The 20,711-nt window shown below is 73.1% G+C and carries 19 protein-coding genes and 1 tRNA gene; 6 read left to right on the top strand and 14 right to left on the bottom strand.

The genetic code is table 11. The features are described 5' to 3' along the window. Nucleotides 1-121: 121 nt before the first annotated feature. On the bottom strand, nt 122-892 hold the full coding sequence (locus ACFYWL_RS08830; RefSeq protein WP_386969344.1) for a hypothetical protein: 771 nt from the start codon (nt 890-892) through the stop codon (nt 122-124). A gap of 248 nt (nt 893-1,140) precedes the next feature. On the opposite strand from ACFYWL_RS08830, the gene ACFYWL_RS08835 reads away from it, so the two are divergent. Beyond that, nucleotides 1,141-3,525, top strand: a complete 2,385-nt coding sequence (locus ACFYWL_RS08835) for a tetratricopeptide repeat protein (protein WP_386969347.1) — start codon at nt 1,141-1,143, stop codon at nt 3,523-3,525. Between the two features lie 571 nt (nt 3,526-4,096). Beyond that, nucleotides 4,097-4,168, top strand: a tRNA-Lys gene (locus ACFYWL_RS08840). Between the two features lie 108 nt (nt 4,169-4,276). Here ACFYWL_RS08840 and ACFYWL_RS08845 read toward each other — a convergent pair. Both ACFYWL_RS08845 and ACFYWL_RS08850 read right to left on the bottom strand, forming a co-directional pair. Further along, entirely contained in the window at nt 4,277-4,687 is a 411-nt protein-coding gene (locus ACFYWL_RS08845; RefSeq protein WP_386969350.1) for a type II toxin-antitoxin system VapC family toxin, read from the bottom strand. Beyond that, a complete protein-coding gene (locus ACFYWL_RS08850) occupies nt 4,684-4,962 on the bottom strand; it encodes a type II toxin-antitoxin system Phd/YefM family antitoxin (RefSeq protein WP_386969353.1) in 279 nt (92 codons plus the stop codon). Before ACFYWL_RS08850 ends, ACFYWL_RS08845 begins: the two co-directional genes overlap by 4 nt. A 62-nt stretch (nt 4,963-5,024) precedes the next feature. Between ACFYWL_RS08850 and ACFYWL_RS08855 the strand changes: the two genes are divergently transcribed. Next, on the top strand, nt 5,025-5,303 hold the full coding sequence (locus ACFYWL_RS08855; RefSeq protein WP_386969356.1) for a helix-turn-helix domain-containing protein: 279 nt from the start codon (nt 5,025-5,027) through the stop codon (nt 5,301-5,303). Nucleotides 5,304-5,834: 531 nt separating this feature from the next. Here the strand turns inward: ACFYWL_RS08855 and ACFYWL_RS08860 are convergent. From ACFYWL_RS08860 to ACFYWL_RS08900, 9 genes are all read right to left on the bottom strand, one after another. Continuing rightward, the gene (locus tag ACFYWL_RS08860; RefSeq protein ID WP_386969359.1) at nt 5,835-6,398 is read right to left on the bottom strand and encodes an NTP transferase domain-containing protein; all 564 of its coding nucleotides are present in this window, start codon (nt 6,396-6,398) and stop codon (nt 5,835-5,837) included. 96 nt (nt 6,399-6,494) lie between these two features. Then, a complete protein-coding gene (locus tag ACFYWL_RS08865) occupies nt 6,495-7,481 on the bottom strand; it encodes an XdhC family protein (RefSeq protein WP_386969361.1) in 987 nt (328 codons plus the stop codon). Then, complete coding sequence (locus ACFYWL_RS08870) at nt 7,471-9,585, bottom strand: xanthine dehydrogenase family protein molybdopterin-binding subunit (RefSeq protein WP_386969364.1); 2,115 nt, start codon at nt 9,583-9,585, stop codon at nt 7,471-7,473. The genes ACFYWL_RS08865 and ACFYWL_RS08870 overlap by 11 nt, the downstream gene beginning before the upstream one ends. Further along, on the bottom strand, nt 9,582-10,577 hold the full coding sequence (locus ACFYWL_RS08875; RefSeq protein WP_386969366.1) for an FAD binding domain-containing protein: 996 nt from the start codon (nt 10,575-10,577) through the stop codon (nt 9,582-9,584). Before ACFYWL_RS08875 ends, ACFYWL_RS08870 begins: the two co-directional genes overlap by 4 nt. Continuing rightward, nucleotides 10,574-11,113, bottom strand: coding sequence for a 2Fe-2S iron-sulfur cluster-binding protein (locus ACFYWL_RS08880; protein WP_386969369.1), 540 nt, complete (start codon nt 11,111-11,113; stop codon nt 10,574-10,576). Before ACFYWL_RS08880 ends, ACFYWL_RS08875 begins: the two co-directional genes overlap by 4 nt. Before the next feature lie 60 nt (nt 11,114-11,173). Beyond that, complete coding sequence (locus ACFYWL_RS08885) at nt 11,174-12,457, bottom strand: low temperature requirement protein A (RefSeq protein ID WP_386969372.1); 1,284 nt, start codon at nt 12,455-12,457, stop codon at nt 11,174-11,176. Between the two features lie 28 nt (nt 12,458-12,485). Further along, nucleotides 12,486-13,115, bottom strand: a complete 630-nt coding sequence (locus tag ACFYWL_RS08890; protein ID WP_386969375.1) for a class I SAM-dependent methyltransferase — start codon at nt 13,113-13,115, stop codon at nt 12,486-12,488. Next, the gene (locus ACFYWL_RS08895; protein WP_386969377.1) at nt 13,112-14,116 is read right to left on the bottom strand and encodes an alpha/beta hydrolase; all 1,005 of its coding nucleotides are present in this window, start codon (nt 14,114-14,116) and stop codon (nt 13,112-13,114) included. The genes ACFYWL_RS08890 and ACFYWL_RS08895 overlap by 4 nt, the downstream gene beginning before the upstream one ends. Before the next feature lie 59 nt (nt 14,117-14,175). Beyond that, complete coding sequence (locus ACFYWL_RS08900; RefSeq protein WP_386969380.1) at nt 14,176-14,481, bottom strand: putative quinol monooxygenase; 306 nt, start codon at nt 14,479-14,481, stop codon at nt 14,176-14,178. Between the two features lie 331 nt (nt 14,482-14,812). On the opposite strand from ACFYWL_RS08900, the gene ACFYWL_RS08905 reads away from it, so the two are divergent. Then, the gene (locus ACFYWL_RS08905) at nt 14,813-15,415 is read left to right on the top strand and encodes a ferritin-like domain-containing protein (protein WP_386969382.1); all 603 of its coding nucleotides are present in this window, start codon (nt 14,813-14,815) and stop codon (nt 15,413-15,415) included. On the opposite strand, the gene ACFYWL_RS08910 is transcribed toward ACFYWL_RS08905, so the two are convergent. Both ACFYWL_RS08910 and ACFYWL_RS08915 read right to left on the bottom strand, forming a co-directional pair. Continuing rightward, a complete protein-coding gene (locus tag ACFYWL_RS08910) occupies nt 15,351-18,116 on the bottom strand; it encodes an ATP-binding protein (protein WP_386969385.1) in 2,766 nt (921 codons plus the stop codon). The two genes, ACFYWL_RS08905 and ACFYWL_RS08910, sit on opposite strands and share 65 nt — an antisense overlap. A 140-nt stretch (nt 18,117-18,256) precedes the next feature. Next, nucleotides 18,257-19,174: an AraC family transcriptional regulator N-terminal domain-containing protein gene (locus tag ACFYWL_RS08915; RefSeq protein WP_386969387.1), complete on the bottom strand. Its 918-nt coding sequence runs from the start codon at nt 19,172-19,174 to the stop codon at nt 18,257-18,259. A 96-nt stretch (nt 19,175-19,270) separates the two neighbouring features. Between ACFYWL_RS08915 and ACFYWL_RS08920 the strand changes: the two genes are divergently transcribed. Beyond that, nucleotides 19,271-19,576, top strand: coding sequence for a hypothetical protein (locus ACFYWL_RS08920; protein ID WP_386969390.1), 306 nt, complete (start codon nt 19,271-19,273; stop codon nt 19,574-19,576). Between the two features lie 45 nt (nt 19,577-19,621). Next, a complete protein-coding gene (locus tag ACFYWL_RS08925) occupies nt 19,622-20,704 on the top strand; it encodes an NAD-dependent epimerase/dehydratase family protein (protein WP_386969392.1) in 1,083 nt (360 codons plus the stop codon). Nucleotides 20,705-20,711: the final 7 nt, after the last annotated feature.

Genomic DNA, 20,711 nt, shown 5'->3' on the forward strand with positions numbered 1-20,711 from the left:
AACGTGCCCATTTCGCCCTGCTCGTGCGACAGTCCGATCGGCGGGCACCTGCCACACCGACGAGGCAGGTGTGACAGGTGCCCGGCACGGGACTGACCGTGCGCGGGAGCGCCGTCCCTTGTCAGCCTCCCAGCATGGGCAACACCGCGACGGCGATCGCCCGGCTGGTGTTACTGGTGGCGTCTGTCATAACCGCATCCCAGGCGCTGTCCGGAATGGGGTCGGGCCAGACGACCTCCACGTACCCAAACGCCGAGCCGTTGTACGACCAGCAGTCGAAATAGAACGTGACGAACTGACCCTTGCGGGGCGGAGGCAGCTCCGGGTCCAAGTCGGGGGACCAGGGGGAGCCGCAGCGCACCGATGCCCAGATCTTCGACGCCACCTGAGTGTTGGCCGAGCGCAGGGTGTTCTTCAGCCCGTCGGTGGTCAGGCCGGTCCGGGACCGGGCCACCAGGGCGATCGGCGCCACGATGTTCATCGCGAAACCGAGCTGGTCCACGCTCGCCGGGTCGGTCAGGGCGGGGATCATGCTCTCGATCAACACCGCGCAGCCGGTGGCGTCCTGGGCGAACCGCTGCATGTTGTCCGGCGTCATCCGCTCGATGTCGGCGAACTCGATCACGGCATGGTTGGCGCAGGCCCGCGTCTGCGCCACCGTGATCGTCTGGATCTGCGCCAGGATCTCGCTCTTGGCCGAGTTGACCGCGCCCAGGATCTGCCGGGTCGCCTCCTCGATCGCTGCCTGGGTGTTACCGGCGTTCACCCACGAGCTGATCGCACTGATCGCTGCGGTGATCACCTGGGTCCACCCGATCGCGGCGTTCGCCGGTCGAACGCCGGCGGGCGCTACCACCACGATGGATAGCAGGGCGGCCAGCAGGACGCGCACCGGTCGGCCCCGGGACCTCGTCTTACCTCTTGTCATTCCTACTCCCTCTCGTCGGGACCATTCAGGGTCGACTGCATCGGTGACGGTGAGTGTCCGGAGCGGACGGTCTGCGTCGCGGTACCGTGATGCCGCTGGTCGGGTGCACGCTGCCGACCGCCCCGGCCGGACGGCACCGGACAGCCAGCGGCCGACTCCGCCAGCGAGCGAGCGGAAGGATGACGCCCGTGCCCGCCGAGGAGCCAGACGAGATGCTTCGTGATCTCTGCGCCGATCTGCGTCTGCTCTGGACGCAGGCGCAGGGACCGAGCCTGCGGGTGGTGAGCGCCCGGGTCGGTCTCGGTAAGAGCCAGGTGGGCGCGATCCTCAACGGCACGGTCCGCCGGCCACCGGACTGGGACGTGGTGCGTCGCCTGGTGGAGTGCTTCCACGACCACGCACGGGCACACAACCGGCTGTCCCGGCTGTCCCTGCGTACCGGCATCGAGGAGACCTGGCGACCCCGGTACGCGGTGCTGGAGTACGCCTTCCAGCGCAGGCGTACCCCGCCGGGTGGCACCGGTTCCCGCCCGCCCACGGCATCCCGCCAGTGGCCGGTGCCCCGGCAGCTCCCCCCGGTCGCCCGACACCTGGTGGGCCGGGCGGCCGAACTGGCCACCCTCGACAGGGCCGCCGCAAGCTGCGGGAAGCCGGACGGGTCGGCCTCCGTGGTCGTGATCGACGGTACCGCCGGTGTCGGCAAGACCACGGTCGCGCTGTGGTGGGCACACCGGGCCGGCGGCCGGTTCCCCGACGGTCAGCTCTACGTCGACCTGGGCGGCTTCGACACGAACGGCACCCAGGTCTCCCCCGAGAACGCCCTGCGGGGCTTCCTCATCGCGCTGGGCACCGACCCCCACCGGCTGCCGGACGACCTGTCCACGCGCGTCGCGCTCTACCGCAGCATGCTGGCCGACCGTCGGGTGCTGGTGGTGCTGGACAACGGGCGTGACCCCGGCCAAGTCCGCCCGCTATTGCCCGGCGGCCCCTCCTGCCTGGCTCTGGTGATCAGCCGCAACCAGATGACCGGCCTGGTCGTGGGCGAGGGCGCGCTGACGCTCAGGCTGGAGTTGCCGTCCTCCACCGACGCGGCGGACCTGTTCGCGTCCCGACTCGGCACCCGCCGGGCGGCAGAGGAACCCGCAGCCGTGGCGGAGATCGTCGACCGGTGCGCCCGGCTACCCCTGGCCCTGGCCATCGCCGCCGCCAGCGCAGCCGCCCGCCCCGACGAACCACTCGCCGCCCTCGCCGCGCAGTTACGGACCGGCCCCGCGGTGCTCGACAGGCTGTCCACCGGCACGGACGGCGCCGACGTCCGTACCGCCTTCTCCTGGTCCTATCGACGGCTGAGCCCGACCGCTGCGTACCTGTTCCGGACGCTGGGGCTGCACCCTGGTCCCGACTTCACGGTGGCCGCCGCCGCCAGCCTCGCGGGCGTACCCGTGCAGCAGGTCCGGCCGGCCCTCGCGGAACTAACCCGCGCGCATCTCGTCACGTCGCCCCATCCTGACCGGTACCGCACGCACGACCTGCTGCGCGCCTATGCGATGGAGCTGGCCCGGGCCACCGATCCCGAAGCGCGTCGACGGGTGGCGCAGGGTCGGCTTCTCGACCATCTGCTCCACACCGCCTACGCTGCCAGCCGGATACTGGACCCCCAGCGTCACACCATCGCCATTCCGCCGCCCGGCGAAGGGGTGACCGTGGCCGCCTTCAGCGACGAAGCCGCCGCACTGGACTGGTGTGCGGCCGAGGTAAACACCTTGGTCGCGGCGATCCACGGCGCCGCTCGGTCCGGCTTCCACGCCCGTGCCTGGCAACTGACGTGGGCGTTCGAACCGATGCTGTACCGCCAGGTGACCCGCCACCAGTGGGCCGCCCTGCAACGGGTGGCACTGGCCGCGGCACGGCGGATCGGCGACCCGCTGGCCCTGGGCTACGCCCATCGCGGACTCGGCCGCGCCTACAGCAGCATTGACAACCGCCGAATCCGAGCCCGCATCCACTTCGACCGGGCCCTGAGGAACTTCGCCGCCGCCGACCGGCCCATCGACGAGGGCTACGTACGGTTCCACCTCAGCCTGCTCTGCGAACGGAACGGCGAGTACCGGGCAGCGTTGGAGCACACCCGGCGGGCGCTGGAACTCTTCGAGCGTGCCGGTCACCGTCCCGGGCAGGCCCGCGCGTACAACGGGCTGGGCTGGCAGCATGCGTTGCTCGGCGACTACGAGGTCGCGCTCGCCTCCTGCGCCCGCGCCCTCGACCTGACGCGGGCCGTCGGAGACCGGCTGGGGCAGGCCCAGGCCTGGGACAGTATCGGCTTCGCCCACCACGGGCTCCGGCAGTACGGGGAAGCAGTCACCGCCTACCGGCGCGCGCTGGCCCTCATCCGCCGGATCGGTGAGCGGAACAACGAGGCGGAGATGCTGGTCCATCTGGGCGACACCCACCAGGCAGACGGCTCGCCGGAGGCGGCCGGACGTGCGTGGCGGCAAGCGCTCACGATCCTCGAGGAGCTTGGCGTCTCCGAAGCGGCTACCGTCCGGGCACGGCTCGACGGAACACCGCCCACGCGGCCGGCAGCGCCCCCCGACTGACGCGGCGTCTGAGGCAACGCGCACGGCGATCCCCCTCTCCCCCCTCACCGGCGCGCCTCGCCAATCGAGGACGGCCACAGTGAGGAGTGCCCTGGGGGCCCTCGCCGCATCGGCGATGGTCACCGCCATGATCGGCACGCCCGCCGTCGCCGGGAGCGCTGACCTGACACACTCACCACCGGCCCCGGGGCGACGACGCCCTGGGGGCAGCACCGAGCGCGAATAGGCGGGCGGCCTGTGGCCTTTCCCGACAGATGCGAGCGAGCCGACTGCGCCGCTGAGCGTGTCGATCGCCTCTCCGGGCAGGCGTTTCCGGTTGGAGGTGGCCGTTCGGCGGGGGCGACGAGTCCTTGGCCGGCCTCTGCGGTGAGTTGCGCGGGGGCCAGGTAGTACGGGAAGGACGGGGTGTCTCGTCGTTGGTGCTCGGTCAGCAGCCGCGTCGCCTCCTCGGAGGTTGCGCCGAGCGCCGGACGATCTGCGGTCACCAGCACGGTCAGTTACACCGGCGTCGAAGGGCGAGCCTCAGGCGAACCCGACTCGACGAAGGAGTTCGGGTAATCTGTGGCCCAGCGGGCCGTTAGCTCAATGGCAGAGCTGAGGACTTTTAATCCTTAGGTTCTGGGTTCGAGTCCCAGGCGGCCCACCGAAACGGATACCCAAACGGAGGGGGCCGGCGCGGCGAAGTCGCAGGCCATGGCCGACGCCGTGGTCCTACTGCCGTGCTGCACACCCAGGGTGGTGGACTCGTGGGTCAGTTCTGGCCGGGGCTTGCTGTGGGCAGTCCTGCTTCCTTGGCGCATTCGAGCAGTCGCCGGTCGTAGGTGACGAAGGCGATGAGTGCCGTTCCGGACTCGTTGGTCAGAAGCTGGGCGGTGGCCAGATGGATGGCGTCGAGGCTGCGCAGGGTCGGCTCATCGAACGCGGCTGCGGTTGCGCGGATCGTGCTGTCGATCTCCAGTCGAAAGAGCCGTCCGACTGCCGCCGGCACGCCGATCAAGGCTTGCGGAGCCGACCGGCGTAACGCTCTGGGCACTTCCACCTCGACGAGCGCGGAGGAGACCAGCGGCACGTCGTCGTGAGCGTTGAGCCAGGAGACCAGGTCGGCACTGCATGCCTCCTGCCGAACCAACTTGACGACGGCGGCGGAGTCGAGGTAGATCACCAGCGCTCCTCGTCCCGCATCGCGGCGAGCGTGGCGGCTACGTCCACATCCTCGTCGCCGAGCTTCGGCGGAAGCGGAACAGGACCGCCGCCGGTGGGGGCGACGGCCCGCCCCGCAGCTACCAGCCTGGCTAGCGTCGACCGGTCGTCCCCTACTGGAACAAGTCGGGCGATCGGGTGCCCGCGATCGGTGATCTCGATGGTTTCGCCGCCGCTCACCCGAGCCAGCACCTGGCTCGTGTTCTGGTTCAGCTCCCGGACACCGATGCGCTCCATGGATAAAGTGTAGAACGAGATGTTCTACCTTTCCAGCTTCTGGCGTCACCAGGGCTGTCTCGTTGCCGACCAGACGGGGTCGAAGCGGTCCAGGTCATGGCAACCGGCTGGCGGTTGGGCTGATTGGGGTCTGGATCATCGCCGAGGAGCGCAGGCGTCTCGGTCTCACCCAGCGGCAGGTGGCCGAGCTGATGGGAGTCACGCCCGGTCGGGTGAGCCAGATCGAGAACGGCGACCTGGACGCCAACGAGGTGGCGACCCTCGGCCGGTACGCACGAGCGCTCGGCGCCCGGATGCGGATCATCTTCGACTACGGCAGCGACCTCCGTCAGATCGCCTGATCCCCGCGAGCCTCAGCCGACATCACGCACGGGCGAGGCGAATCGTATGGGTCGGCAAGTCGAGGTCATCGAGCATTGCCCGACGCCCGTCAGCTGGGCAAACCTAGGGGCAGCGGGTCGCCGGCGATCGTGGCGGCGCGGTTCGCATGGTGCTGCCCCCGGCCCACCGCTTGAACTGAAGAAATACACCAACTTGCCCAACTGCCGCTGCTTGTGTGGATATCGTCGGATTTCCTGCCTCGACCTGTGAGTGCTTGCCGCCACCCCGGTCAGGAATGGCCGCAGAGTGGCGCGGCCAGTTGCCGGTGGTCCGGAGCCTGTCCGGCAGCACCTCGGACACCTACCTGGCGGGCGGCGGGCAGCTTCGCCGGCGTCCGGGCCGAGTGCGGCGACGGGCGCAGGGGAGAGCCGTGGGCTGGCTGTGGACCTTCACCGTCCACCGCCTGGTGATGCGTTCCGTCGTCGGGCGCGGAAGGGCCGGGTGCCGCAGGCGCAGCTGATGCCGGGCACCGGGACCGGAGGGAACCGGCGTCACTGTTCGTCGATGTCGTAGCCGGCGGCCACGTCGGCACACTCGATGGAACTCACCTGGTCGGCTCGCAGGCGCAGGTACGCCCGCGCGCCCTGGTCGCCCCGCGCGGTCGCGGCTGCCTCCGCCCAGTGGTCGCGGCCCAGCAGAACAGGGTGGCCCGGCTCGCCGTCGTAGCAGGCGCGGGCCAGGCAGCTTGGGTGGGCGTGGGCCCGCAGCCGGGCCACCGCCGCCGCGGTGACTCCGGGCATGTCCACCAAGTGCACGCACACGGCCGAGATTCCGGGCAGGCCGGCGGCCGTGTTGATGCCGAGCCGTAACGACGAGGCCATCCCCCCGGCCCAGTACGGATTGTCTACGACGTGGACGCCTGCCAGGTCGACGGCCGACCGGGCCTGGCGGGCTCCGGCGCCGAGGACCGCGATGAGCGGGTCGCACCCGCCGTCCCGGAGCGCGCGGAGCGCCTGCCCGAGGAACACGGGTGCCTTGGGACCGCCGTAGCGACGCCCCGCCCCGGCGGCCAGGACCAGTCCGGCGACGCGGTTCGCCGTGCTGTCAGGCTTCACCCCGGTCCATCGGACGTTCGTTGCCCGTTCGGGCGGATGAGGCTGCGGGAACGGGTTGTCTGGCCGGCCGGCGCAGGGCCGTCCGGTGATCGCACGTCAACCATGGGCCGTCGTCGCCGCGTGGACGCCGATGGGAAGCTGCGAGTCGCGCAACCGGCCTCCGGCCCGGCCATGTCCCGCCGCGACGACCTCGGCGAGGATGGACAGGGCCGCTTCGGCGATCGACGTGCCGCCCAGGTCCAGTCCGGCGGGACCGGCCAGCCGGTCCAGGCCGGGTGTGCCGGCGAGGCGTCGCAGGCGCTGGGCGTGGGTGGCCCGGCTGCCGAGCGCCGCAACGTGTCCCGCGCCGCCGGCCAGCGCTGCGCGGATCGCCCGGTCGTCGATACGGGGGTCGTGGCTCAACGTGACCACGGCGTCGCCGGGCCCGGGCGGGTGGCGGGTCAGCCATTCGTCCGGCCAGGCGCGCACCACCCGGGCGCTGGCCGGCAGCGCCCCGGATCCGACGTGGTCGGGGCGTGGGTCTATGACGGACACCGCCAGGTCCAGTGACTCCGCCAGTGTGGCCACCACCGCGGCCAGGTCGGTCGCTCCGGCGAGCACCAGCCGCCGTCGGCGCGGCATTTCCTCGACGTACGCGGGGTGGCCGCCGGGGAGCTGGTCCGTGGTCGGGGCCACCGACCACTGGTACGGCGGTTGCAGTCCGACGCCCACCGCGACGGGTCTGTCCCGCCGCAACGCCACGGTGATCGCGTCGTGTACCGATGGCGGTGGTGCGGGCAGGACCAGCACCTCCATGCTGGCGGAGCAGGCGGGCGCGTCCTCCCACGGCAGCAGGAACTCGCCCGGTGTCACCGACAGCACGTGCGCCGCCGCTCCGGCGAGGACGGCACGGGCGGCTTCCACGACGACGGCCTCCACGCAACCCCCGGACACCGAGCCGCGCCACGTGCCGTCCGCCGCGACGGCCATCGTCGATCCGAGTGGCCGCGATCCCGGGCCGTCCCGTGCGACCAGCCGGGCGAGGGCGACGGGGCGTCCGACCCGGCGATGGGCGTCGACGAACGACCAGACCTCACGCAGCATCGGTTGCGCCGGGGTCGGCGGGCTCCAGCACCCGGTCGAGGCGGATCGGGAGGATCCGCTGACGGATGCCCGTGGCGTGCCATACGGCGTTGGCGATCGCCGCCGCGGTGCCGGCCGTGCCGATCTCGCCGAGGCCGTTGAACCCCGACGGGTCCTGCGGCTCGTAGTCGGGTACGAAGTCGGCCTCGACGTCGGGCACGTCGGCGTGGGCGGCGAAGTGGTAGCCGGCGAAGTCGCCGTTGGCCTGTCTGCCGGTGCGGGGGTCGCGCACGCTCTCCTCGTGCAGGGCCATGGAGAGCCCCATGATCATTCCGCCGATCACCTGGCTGCGGGCCAGCAGCGGGTTGATCACCCGGCCCACGGCGAACATGCCGAGCAGGCGGCGCACGCGTACCTCGCCGGTCGCCGGGTCGACGGCCACCTCCGCGAAGACGGCGCTGAAGGTCTGCCGTTCCCGGCCGGGTTGGTAGTCGATCATCGTGGTGGTGTCCACCGTCGCGGTCACCGGCCGGGCCGGGTCGCCCATGCTCTTCCGCAGTTTCCTGGCGGCCTCGGTGATGGCGAAGGACCAGGACGTCGTGCCACGGGAGCCGCCCGCGCCCCACGCCATGCCGAGGTCGCTGTCGCCGATCCGGATGCGGATCCGTTCCGTGCCGACCCCGAGCGCGTCGGCGGCGACCGCCGTCAGCGCGGTGCGGGCGCCCGTGCCGATGTCACTCGCGCCGATCGACACCGTGAACGTCCCGTCCGCCTCGGCCGTGATCGAGGCCGTCGACGGGAACACCCCGGCACTGAAGGAGGTGGCGGCCATGCCGGTGCCGATCAGCAGCGGACCCTCGTGCCGGACGCGGGGACGCCGGTCGCGCGTGGCCCAGCCGAACCGGCGCGCGCCCTCCCGCAGGCAGGAGACCAGGCGGCGGCTGCTGAAGGGCAACCCCGACACGGGCCCGACCACGGGCTGGTTGCGGAGGCGCAACTCCAGCGGGTCAAGGTCGAGCCGCTCCGCCACCTCGTCGATCGCCGACTCCAGGGCGAACGAGCCGGGCGTCGCGCCCGGCCCACGCATCGAGGCCGGCGGCAGGATGTCGAGGGGCACGGCGGTGAGCTGCGTGCGGATCGCCGGCGCCGCGTACAGGATCTTGGCCTGCTCGGTGCACGCCTCGATGTACTCGGCGAGCGGTGAGAGGGCGTACGCCGGCCGGTGGTGGATGGCACGCAGAAGGCCGTCGGCGTCGGCGCCGATGCGCACCAGCTGGTCCGTCGGGGGCCGCGACGCGGTCGCCTCGAAGACCTGCGCCCGGGTCATGACGACCCGCACCGGGCGTCCGAACCGCTCACTGGCCATCGACCCGAGGATCACCTGCGGGCCGCAGGCGCCCTTGCCGCCGAAGCCGCCCCCGACATGCTCGGCGCGGATGTGCACGCGCTCCCGGTCGATGGACCACAGCGCGGCCAGAACCTCGGACACGCTGAACGCGCCCTGGTTGGAGTCCACGGCGTACACGTGGCCCCCGTCCCACCACACGGTCGCGGCATGCGGCTCCAGTGCGCTGTGGCTCTCCTCCGGAGTGCGGTAACGCTCGTCGACCACGACCGCGGACGCCGACAGTTCCGCGTCCACGTCGCCGGTGTCCGCCTCCGGGCCGAAGGCGGTCGATGCCGGCCGCGCGGCCGGGTGCTCCAGGCTGAAGTCCAGGTCGTGCGGATCGACGTCATACGTCACCCGCAGCGCCGCCGCTGCCGCCCTGGCCTGCTCGGGCGTTTCCGCCACCGCCAGCGCGACCGGCCGGCCTGCGTAGGGGATCACGTCGTCCTGGAGCAGCTGCATGCTGCCGTCCGGCCCGAAGTAGTTGCCGGCCCGGGGATCGAGCCGGGGCGCGTTGCGGTGGTCGAGCACCCCCAGCACACCCGGCATGCCGAGCGCGGCCGAGGCGTCGATGTCGCGGATCCGGCCCCGGGAGATGGTGGCGGTCACCATCCAGCCGTGGGCCAGGTCCGGCATCGGCACGTCCGCGGCGTAGCGGGCGGTGCCGGTGACCTTGAGCGGGCCCTCGATCCGGGGGCGTGGGTTGCCGATGGCACCGGGATTGAGGTCTGCGCTCATCGGGTCCTCTCCGTTCCGGCTAGCCCACCGAGCACGGCCTCGACGAGGTTCCGCGCCAGGGCCACCTTGTATCCGTTGTCGCGCAGGGGCTTCGCGGCGCTCAGTTCCGCCTCGGCGGCGGCGCGGAACAGCTCGGCGGTGGGCCGGGCGTCGCGGAGCACGGCCTCGGCGGAGCGGGCCCGCCAGGGATGCGACGCCACGCCGCCGAGGGCGATGCGCACGTCGCGTACCACGCTGTCGCGGATGTCGAGCGCGGCGGCGACGGATACCGTCGCGAAGGCGTACGACGCGCGCTCGCGGATCTTGCGGTAGCGCGACCGGGGGCTCCGCGCGGACCCAGGCAGGACGACGGCGGTGATCAGCGCGCCGGGTGGCAGCGCGGTCTCCCGGTCCGGACGGTCACCGACCGGCAGGTAGAACTGCGCCAACGGGATCTCATTGGGGCCGTCGAGCGTCTCGTAGCGCACGACCGCGTCGAACGCGGCGAGCGCCACCGCCAGGTCCGAGGGATGGGTGGCCACGCAGTGCGCGGAGTGGCCGAGGACCGCGTGGTTGTGGTGGACTCCCGCGATCGCGGCACATCCACTGCCGGGGACCCGCTTGTTGCAGGGCGAGGAGAGGTCGGTGAAGTAGCCGCAGCGGGTCCGCTGCAACAGGTTGCCGCCCACCGTGGCCATGTTTCGCAGTTGGCCGGATGCGCCCGCCAGCACGGCCTGGGCCAGCGCCGGGAACCGGCGGCGCACCTCGGGGTGCGCGGCCACGTCGCTGTTCGTGGTGGTCGCACCGATGACCAGGCCGCCGTCCGGCGCGTCGTGGACACCGTCGAGGGGAAGCTGCCGTACGTCCACCAGCCGGGTCGGTTCCTCGACCCCGCACTTCATCAGGTCGACGAGGTTGGTGCCGCCGCCCAGATACCGGGCGCCGGCATTCCCGGTGACCGCCGTGAGCGCCTCGTGAACCTGCGTGGCGTGCTGATAGGCGAACTCCTTCACCCCGCCACCCCCTGCCGGGCGGCGGTCTCGATCACCGCGCGCACGATCGACGGGTACGCCCCGCAGCGACACAGGTTGCCGCTCATCCGCTCGCGTACCTCGGCCTCGTCCAGTTCCGGCACGGCGTCCGGTGAGTCGTCGGCGGTGACGGCGCTCGGCCAGCCAGCCGCGTGTTCGGCGAGCATCCCGACCGCCGAGCAGAGCTGCCCCGGGGTGCAGAAACCGCACTGGAATCCGTCCAGGCGCACGAACGCCTCCTGGATCGGCTGCAGCCTGCCCTCGACGGCCAGCCCCTCGACGGTGGTGATCGCGGCAGCATCGGCGGCGACCGCGAGGACCAGACAGGAGACCACCCGCCGGCCGTCGCGCAGCACCGTGCAGGCGCCGCACTGCCCGTGGTCGCATCCCTTCTTCGGCCCGGTGACGCCCAGGTCCTCCCGCAACACGTCGAGCAGCGTTCGACGGTTGTCCACCGACAGTCGGTGGGTCACGTCGTTCACCAGCAGGGAAATGGTGCTGTGTGTCTGATCGGTCATCGTCGTCACCTCCCGCTCATTGATCGGGTATCGCGTTTTTCGAACGAAGTGTTCAGGTAATCAGTTCTCGGGTGCGACATCCATCTCGATCCTCGCGATTCCTTGCTCGATCCTCTCCGATTCCGGTCCGCCGACGATCGTCGCCACTTCGACCGACGGCATCGGCGGACGCGAATTCCGCCGGTGCTGGCGGGTCTCGACGAGGATCAGGACGATCAGGGCGGCGACCAGGCCGGCCAGGCCGACCACCGGCGCGAGGGTGGCGGCCACCGGACCGGCGGCGACGAGCACGCCGACGGTCACCAGGCGCGGCAGGCTCGTCGCACGGTGCACGAGCCACGCGAACAGCAGGTGCCCGGCGAGGTAGAGCGCCGAACCGCCGAAAAGGGACAGCGCGTAGAAGGCTCCCAACGGCCCTGTCTCGTCGGCGTGGGCCACCACACCCTCCACGCCGAGCGCGGTGAGCACGATCCCGGCGACCAGGGGAAAGTGACCGTAGGTGTACGCGTCGACGGCCAGGCTGACCCGGGCGACGCCGTGCGCCTCGACGAGGCGACGCCGGGCCGCGGGCGCCACCACGTCGAAGTACAGCCACCAGAGGCAGACGGCGGTGCCGACGCCGAGGACGGCGGCGATCAGCAGCGGCACCCCGATGGGCTGGCCGGCGGCACCCACTCCGATCGCGACGGTCGACTCGCCGAGGGCCAGGATGACGAACAGGCCGTGCCGTTCGGTGAGGTGCGCCGGGCTGTGCAGCCGCCATCCGCCGCGCCTGGCCGTGAGGTAGATGCCGGCCCAGTCCACCAGCAACGCGACGGTGAACAGCAGCACCTGGGCCCAGCCGCCCAGCAGCGCCCCGCAGAGGAGCAACACCGCGCCGGCCAGCAGGGGCGGCCAGGTGAGCGCGATCTGTTGCCGCAGCCCGGCGTCGCCGGTCGCGGCCACCGCGTAGACCGCGAGGTGCACCCACCGGACGAGCAGGTAGGCGCAGACCAGGACGACGGGGCCGGGCAGGCCGCCGGGGGCGTCCCGCCACGCCTCGGGAATGGCCAGGGCGACCACGAACATCGCCGCCATCGCGCCGACCATTCCCGCCCGCAGCAGGCCCTCGTCGGCCCGGGAGTGGTTGCCCAGCCAGGTGTAGCCGGACCACGTTCCCCACAGCAGGGCGAGGATCAGCAGACCCCGCAGGACACCGTACGGGCTGTGCTCGTGGGCCAGGTAGGCGGTGATCTGGGTCGTCGCGAAGACGTACACGAGGTCGAAGAACAGCTCGAACGGCGTCGCGCGATGGTCCTGGCCGACCGGACGCACGGCTGGATCGGAACCCTGCCGCTTCCCCATGGCCGATCCTCCTCTCGGGTTCCGTCTCTCAGCGGGCCAGGGACAGCAGCGTGCGCGGTCGCGCGGTGACCCGGGGCCGCCGGCAGAAGTACACGAACGCCGGCGGCATGTTGGCCCACACGGTGCGGCCGGTCACGACCTCCTCGAACCGGTCTCCCAGCGCCTGCCGCAGTCGCCGGGCGGGCGGGGCCCAGCGGGCGAGCGTGTAGCCGAACGTGGTGAACGCCCCGTCCGGGGTGAGCGCGTCGGTGACCGCGTGCAGCAGCTCGTCCTGCTGGCCCCCGGCGAACGCCGCCCACGGCAGCCCGCTCACGATCACGTCCGCCCGGCGGTGTCCCCGCCGTGCCAGCACCGCGCCGAGGTCGCGGGCGTCGGCCACGGCGGTGTCGACCCCGGGGTACCGGGCGGCCAGCAGGCCCGCGAAGCGCTCGTTGACCTCGACCGCGAGGTGGTGACCCCGGCCGGCGAGCCGGCGCTGGATGGCGGCCGTGAACGCTCCGGTGCCGGGGCCGAGCTCGACCACCAGCGGCTCGCCGACGCCGGGCACGGGCGCGGTGACGAGGTCGGCCAGCGGCGCGCCGCTGGGGGCGACCGCGGCGACGGTGAACGGGTCACGCAGGAACTCGCGCAGGAACTCCGCCCGGTGGTTGCCGCTCATCGCCCGGCCCGCTGCCCGGCGGGCTGCGACCGGTCCGGCTCGGCGGCCGGGGTCAGGACCCGGGCGAGCCAGTCGGCGCGGGCGCGGCGGGCCTGCGCCGAGATCCGCGCCTGCGGGTACAGGGCGTCGAACCCGTGGAAGCCGCCGGCCCAGATGTGCAGCTCGGCCTGGCCGCCGGCGGCCCAGAGGCGGGTGGCGTAGGCGACGGCCTCGTCGCGGAACACCTCGGCGGTGCCGGCGTCGACGTAGGCGTCCGGCAGGCCGGACAGGTCGTCGGCCGTCGCGGGGGAGACGTGACCGGGCACGGCGTCGTCGGCCAGGTCGCCGAGCACCGACCGCCAGCCGAACTCGTTCATCTCGCGCGTCCACACTCCGGGCTCGCCCGCGTGCTGCCGACTGGAGATGGTGTCGTTGTGGTGGTCGAGCATGGGGCAGATCAGCACCTGGGCGGCGAGGCTCGGGCCGCCGCGGTCGCGGGCGAGCAGCGCGACCCCGGCGGTGAGGCCGCCGCCGGCGCTGACCCCGGCGACGATGATCCGGTCCGGGTCGATGCCCAGCTCGTCGGCGTGATCGGCCACCCACAGCAGCCCGTGATAGCAGTCGTCGATCAGGCTGGTGCCGGTGGCCTCGGGCGCCAGCCGGTAGTCCACGGAGACCACGACGACGCCGAACAGGTCGAGCCATTCCAGGGGGATGTCGATCTGGGAGAAGCGGTCGCCCATCACCATGCCGCCGCCGTGCATCCAGTAGACGCACGGGGCCGGGGCGGTGCGGTCCGGGTCGGCGGGGCTGAAGACGGACAGCGGGATGTCCGTGCCATCGGGGCCGGCGATGCTGACCTCGCGTCGGTCGATCGCCCGGCCGTCGAGCAGCGGCTCCACGGGCATCGACGAGAACTGCCGGACCTGCGGAAGCACCTCGCGGTTGAGTTCGGGCACGAGCGGCATGTCGGCGAGGAGGACGCGTAGCTCGGGGTCGAAGGGGGGACGTGTCAGTGCCATGAGGGGCTTCCTGTCGTGTGCGAAGTGGACCGACGGGCGGGCGGACGGGCGGGCGGGTCTCAGATGGCGGCCTTGCCGCCGACCGGCACCTCGTCGAGGTACGCCGGCTCGCCGGCGATCAGCGGCTGGAGCTGTGCCACCAGGGCCTGCGCCTCCTCGGTGGCGAAGAAGCTGTGGTGCGCCTCCTCGGTCGTCCAGCCCTCGGTGACGTGGACGACGTCGGAGTCGGCGGCGGACCGGCCGATCAGGAAGACGACGCAGTCGTCGTTCGCCAGCGAAGGCGAGGCGAGCAGGAAGTCGACCAGCTCGTCGCCCTTGCCGGGGCGGGCGGTCATGGTGGCGTGGAAGCCGTAGCTGACGGTCATCGGGCATTCTCCTCGGCGGCTGCCGCCGGATACCGGCGGCGACGGTGTTGCCTGGCTGGGCTCCACTTTCGGGGCCGCCCGGCCGACCTTCATCAGTCATCCGACTTCCGAGATCCGGGCCGCCGACGGCCGGTGACCTAGCCGGTCGTGCCGGAACCGGGCAGGCCAGCAGCCGGGCGGGCCGGTGACGTGAGCGGGGCTGCCGGCCCGCGCCACGGCCTGATGCCCTGGTCCGGGCTCCCAGGGGACCGTCCGACGTCGGCGCCTCGGCCCCGCGGTTAGGTCATTCGACAGATGCGTGGGCCGGGAGCCGCGCCGCACCATCGACGGCGTGACGCCATCAGGACGGGAACACCCCGCATCGCCGCCCACCGTGCTGCGCATGCGCGAGGTCCGCGACCGGGCCCTGTTCGACCTCGACGACGGGCCGGTCACGCCGTCGAACCGGGTCGACCTGACGGCGGCCACGCGCCTGCTCAACGTGCTGCTGGCGAGCCTGGTCGTGTCGTCGTTGCAGTACGAGCAGCACGCGCTGGTCGTCCGCGCCCCGTCGGCCCGGCCGCTCGCGGAGCTCCTGTTCGCCGTGGCCGACCGCGACCGTGGTGACGCCCGGCTGGTCGCGACCCGCATCCGGCAACTCGGGTGCGTCGGCGACTACGACCCACAGCACCTGAGCGCCCGGTCCCGGGTCTCCTTCCGGGCGTTCCCCGACGGTGACGTGGTCGGCATCGTGACGCAGAACCTCGTCGGGGCGCGGATTCTCGTCCAGACGTTGCAGGAGGCGGTGCGCTGGATCGGCGACGACGACCCCACCACGCGGCGGCTCCTGGAGCGGCTGCTGGAGGCGAAGGAGGCGCAGGCCGACGAGCTCAGCGCGCAGGCTGCTCAGCAGCAGGCGGCGACAGAGCGTCCCGGAGCGCGGCCCGGGACGTGACGCCCAGCTTGGGAAAGATCCGGTACAGGTGAGCGCCGACGGTCCGGTGGGACAGGTACAGGCGCTCGGCGATCTGCTTGTTGGTCATGCCGCTCGCCGCCAGCTCCGCGATCTGGAGTTCCTGCGCGGTCAGCGCGCTCAGGTCGCCCCGCTGCCGTGGGGCCGGTCGGTAGCCGCAGGCGCGCAGTTCCCCCTCCACCCGGTCGAGCCAGGGCTCGGCCGCCATGGCGGCGAATCCGTCCCGCGCGGCGAGCAGGTGCCGCCGGGCCTCCACCGACGACCGGGTCCGCCGCAGCCGCTCCCCGAGGGCCAACCGCACCCGGGACCCGTCGAACAGCCACCGTCCCGTCGCGGCGTCGGCCAGCAGTGCCTCCAGGCGGGTCACCGACTCGTCGTCGTCGAGGACGAGGGCCTCCGCGCCGGCCTGGAGCAGGGCCATCCGGGGCGACAACCCACCCACGTCCGCGTCCCGCATCGCCTGGACGTGCGCCCGGGCCTCGGTCACGCGCCCGATGCGTACGGCTGCCTCGACCAGGTCGAACATGACCCAGGTGCAGTGCGGCACGTGGGAGGCGAGCACGCCGGGCGGGCTCATGGCGGCGGCGTGCCCGAAGGCGGCGTCGTAGTCCCCCTCCCCCATGGCGGCGAGCGTCCGGGGGTGCTGCGCAAACAGCGCGGCGGCGGCGACACCCCGGGGCAGCGCCCAGTGGGTGATCTCGTCGGCGAGCGCGTACGCCTCGGCGAACCGCCCCCGGCCGGCGGCCAGGATCGCCCGGTTGTACCGGAAGTACCAGGCGAAGAACGAGAAGCCGCTGGTGTCGCAGGTCCGCTGGCCCTCGGTGGCGAGTTCCTCGGCCTCGTCCCACCGGCCCATCAGGAAGTCGTCGAGGCACAGGTGCATCAGGGCCCCGAGGTGCCGGCGGGGGGCCCCGCCGTTGCGCCCGTGCTGGACCAGCCGCCAGGACGCCTCCCGCGAGTCGCCGAGACGGTCGAGATACACCGAGGCCGTGCCGATCCGCATGATGCGGGCGGGGTCGGCGTCCTCGGTCAGCGTCCGGAGCACCGCGTCGATCTGCCCCCGCGCCGCCTTTCCGGTGCGTACCGGGTCGGCGAAGCTGTCGCTCGCCAGCGCGAGCACGTCCGGCGGCCGGGGCTGGATCCGGCGCAGCACCGCGAAGAACGGTTCCCAGTACTCCGGGGTGCTGCCGTACCAGCACAGCAGCAGCAGGGTGTGCATGGCCTCGACGAGCGCGGGGTCGTCGGCCCGGTAGCCGTGGTCGCCGGTCTCGATGGCGCCCGCCAGCAGCCGGTGGGCGGTGTTCACGTCGCCGTCCCCGTTGATCATGAGAAAGGCGGTCGCGTTGGCGGCGTGCAGCGAACCGGCCGAGTCGGGAGCCGCCCGGCGGGCGTCGGTCAGCAGGATCTTCGCGTCGTCGATGGTGCCGCTGGCCTCCGCGCCGATGTACGCGGCCTCGGCGAGCCGTCGTCCCCGGCCGGCGCTCGTGGTGCTCAGCTCGGCGGCGCGGACCAGGGCCGCCACCGCCGCGAACCCGTCCCCGCGGCGCATCACCCGGTGCGCCGCCTCCTCCAGAAGCTCCGCCACCGCCTCGTCCGGGCCGACGGCGGCCGCCGCGAGGTGCCAGGCGCGGCGCTCCTCGTCGTCGACCAGGGCTCCGGCGAGTGCGACGTGCGCGGTGCGGCGCTCCTCGTGGGTGGACATGGCCACGATCGCCGACCGGATCAGCGGATGCCGGAACGCGATCCGCGCCGTGGCGTCGTCCACCCGGACGAGCTGCGCCCGCTCGGCGGGGGCCAGGTCGGCCAGGCTGGACTGGTCGGGCAGCGCGGCGCGGAGCACCCGGACGTCGCCGGTGCCCTCGAAGGTGGCGAGCAGCAGCACCCGCCGGGTCGCCTCGGGCAGCCCGGTCAGTCGGGCCGCGAAGATCGCCTGAAGGCGGTCGCTGAGGTGGACCACCTCGGGATGCGTCTCCGTGCGCCGCACGGAACCCAGCAGCGCGGCGGGCAACTCCATCAGCGCGAGGGGGTTGCCCTGGGCGAGGTCGAGCAGGCGTCGGCGTACCCGCGCCGGCAACTGCGGGTGGCGGACGTCGACCAGCCGCCCCGCCGCCTCGTCGTCGAGCGGCCCGACGACGTGCTCGGACAGCCCCCGCAGGTCGAGGAAGCTCACCGATCCCGTCCTGGTCGACGCCAGCAGCCCGGCCCGGACACCCGCCAGCCGCCGGGCGACGAAGCCGAGGACGACGGCGCTCGCCCGGTCGAGCCAGTGCACGTCGTCGACCACCAGCACGACCGGCCCGTCGGCCGTGAGCTCGGTGACGAGCAGCAGGGCGGCGTTGCAGACCAGGAGGACGTCCGGGGGCGTGCCCACGCCGAAGCCGAGCGCCACCGACAGCGCCTCACGCGGACCGGGCGGGAGCCGGTCGAGGCCCGCGTACGCGGGCAGCAGCAGCTGGTGCAGGCCGGAGTAGCTGACGTCGGCCTCGAACTCCGACCCGGACGCCCGCAGCACGCGCATCCCGCCGGTGAGGGCGAACTCCGTCGCGGCGGTCATCAGGGCGGACTTGCCGACCCCCGGCTCGCCGCAGATCAGCCGCGCGCCGCCGCCCTGGCGCACCCCGTCGAGGAACTCGGCGAGCTGTGCCAGGTCGTCGTGGCGTCCGAACAGTTCGCTACCGGCCACCCGTACCTCACGCGCCCGTCGTTGTCCGTCGGCCCCCGGCCGACCTCGGCCCTCTGTCCGGGGAGGCTACCGGGGGATTTCGCCGCCCGGCCGTCCGTTCGGCAGGCGGGCAGGATCGGGCAAGAGAACGCGAGTTCCGGTCAATTGTCGCGGGACGTGGCCCGCGTGGCGGTCCGGGCGTGCAGGCGGGCCGCGTCCTGGCGGGGCGGGCCACCGAACTGCCGGCGGTATTCGCGGCTGAACTGGGCGGGGCTCTCGTAGCCGACACGGCGGCTGACCCCGGCGATGTCGCCGGGGTTGGCGGCGAGCAGCAGCCGGGCGCGTTGCAGGCGGATCTGCTTCTGATACTGGATCGGGCTCATCGAGGTGACGGCCTGGAAGTTGCGGTGGAACGCGGAGACGCTCATTCCCGCCTGCTGCGCCACGTCCTCGACCCGGAAGGGCTGCGCATAGTTGTCGCGGATCCACTGGACGGCCCGGGCGATGTGGCTGAGGCTGCTGTCGGGCAGGCCGAACTGGCGCAGGACGCCGCCCTGCTCGCCGGTGAGCAGCCGCCAGATGATCTCCCGCTTGATCAGCGGCGCGATCATGGGAATGTCGCGGGGCTGGTCGAGCAGGCGCAGCAGCCGGACGGCGGCGTCGAGCAGCTCGACGGGGGCCCGGCTGACGGCCAGGCCCCTCGGTGCGTCGGGGGCGGGAGCCGGCAGGTCCGCCGGGTCGGCCTGGAGCAGCACCTCGGCGACGGCGGCCGGGTGCAGGGTCAGGCCGAAGCCGAGCGCCGGCTCCTCCGGGCTGGCCCGGGCGAAGTGCGCGGTCACCGGCAGGTCGACCGAGGCCACGAGATAGTCGCCGGCCTGGTACTCGTACAACCGGTCGCCGAGCGCGAACCGCTTCGTACCCTGGGCGACGAGGGCCAGCACCTTGCCGTAGGTGGTCGGCGTCGGCGGGTTGGGCCGGTCGGCGCGGAAGATGCGGACGTCGGCGATGCCGGTGCCCAGGTCGGGTCGGGCATGCCGGGCCAGCAGAACACGCAACTCGTCGAGCGGCATACCCACCATTCAAGCACCGCGACCGTGCCGGCCCCGGCCGCGTCTGCCCGGCATCGCGGCCGGGGCCCGGCGGGATAGATCGCGCCGGGCGGGGAACCGGGGGACATGCGGATCAGCAGCGCGCCGGCGGTGGCGGCGTCGAGCGAGGAAACCGGCCCCGACGGGGTACGCCGGCCCGGCGGCGAGGTGCACGCCTGGCTGCCCGGGCAGAACCAGACCCTGTGCGGGCTGCCCCTGAGCCGGACCAGGCTGCGCCGCTTCCCGCACGTCCGTTTCGACTACTCCTCGACCGACGTGCTCACCGCGGCCGACGCCGTGGGCCGCGTCTGCCCGCGCTGCCTGGCCGCCGCCGGCGGCAGCCGGGACCGCCGGCAGCGGCAGAGCTGGGTACGCACCTCCCCCCGCCCCTGACGCCCCGCGTGATTCGGCCCCCGCGCAGCGGGTACGGGGCCAGGCATGCGGATCGTGGTGGTGGGGGCGAGCGGGAACGCCGGGACGGCGCTGCTGCGGCGGCTGCGCCGGGAACAGGGCCTGGACCTGGTCGGGGTGGCCCGCCGTCCACCCGGCCCGGACGCCGGTGAGCCGTACGACGGGCTGGCGTGGCACCCCTGCGACGTCGGGGCACCGGGCGCCGCCGCCCGGCTGGCGGAGGTCTTCGCCGGTGCGGACGCGGTGGTCCACCTGGCCTGGCAGATCCAGCCCAGCCACGACCGGCGGGTGCTGCGCCGCACCAACGTCGACGGCAGCCGGGCCGTGGTCGACGCGGTGCTCCGCGCGCGGGTGCCCGCCCTGGTATACGCGTCGTCCGTCGGGACGTACGCGCCCGGCCCGAAGGACCACCCGGTCAGCGAGCGATGGCCGGCGACCGGGGTGCCCGGGTCGTCGTACAGCCGGGACAAGGCCGACGTGGAGGCGCTGCTCGACGGGGTCGAGCGGGAGCACCCGGGGCTGCGGGTGGCGCGGATGCGCCCCGGGCTGATCTTCCAGCGGGACGCCGGCACCGAGATCACCCGCTACTTCCTCGGGCCGCTGGCCCCGGTGCGGCTGCTGCGGTACGGCCGCCTCCCGCTGGTGCCCACACACCGCCGCCTGCGGATGCAGGCCGTGCACGCCGACGATGTGGCCGACGCGTACGCCCGGGCGGTGCTGGGCGACGCGCGGGGCGCATTCAATCTGGCGGCCGACCCGGTGCTCACCCCGGAACTGGTGGCCCGGCACTTCCACGGCTGGACGGTGCCGGTGGCGGCCCCGCTGCTGCGCGGCGCGGCGGCGCTGACCTGGCGGGCCCGGCTGCAACCGGTGGACGCCGGCTGGGTCGAGCTGGCGCTGAACGCCCCGCTGATGTCCAGCGAGCGGGCCGAGGCCGAGCTGGGCTGGCGGCCGAGGGTGGACGCGCTGGCCGCCCTGCGGGACCTGTTCGCCGGCATGGCGCACGGCGGGCACACGGCCAGCCCGCCGATGTCCGCCGCCCCGGACCGTCCGGGCCGCCCGGCGGCCCTGCTCCGTGCCCGCCCGCCCGGCCACACCAACCCCTACTGACGGCCCC

Origin of the sequence: Micromonospora sp. NPDC002575 (assembly GCF_042889525.1) — a bacterium.
Classification (GTDB): Bacteria; Actinomycetota; Actinomycetes; order Mycobacteriales; family Micromonosporaceae; genus Micromonospora; species Micromonospora carbonacea.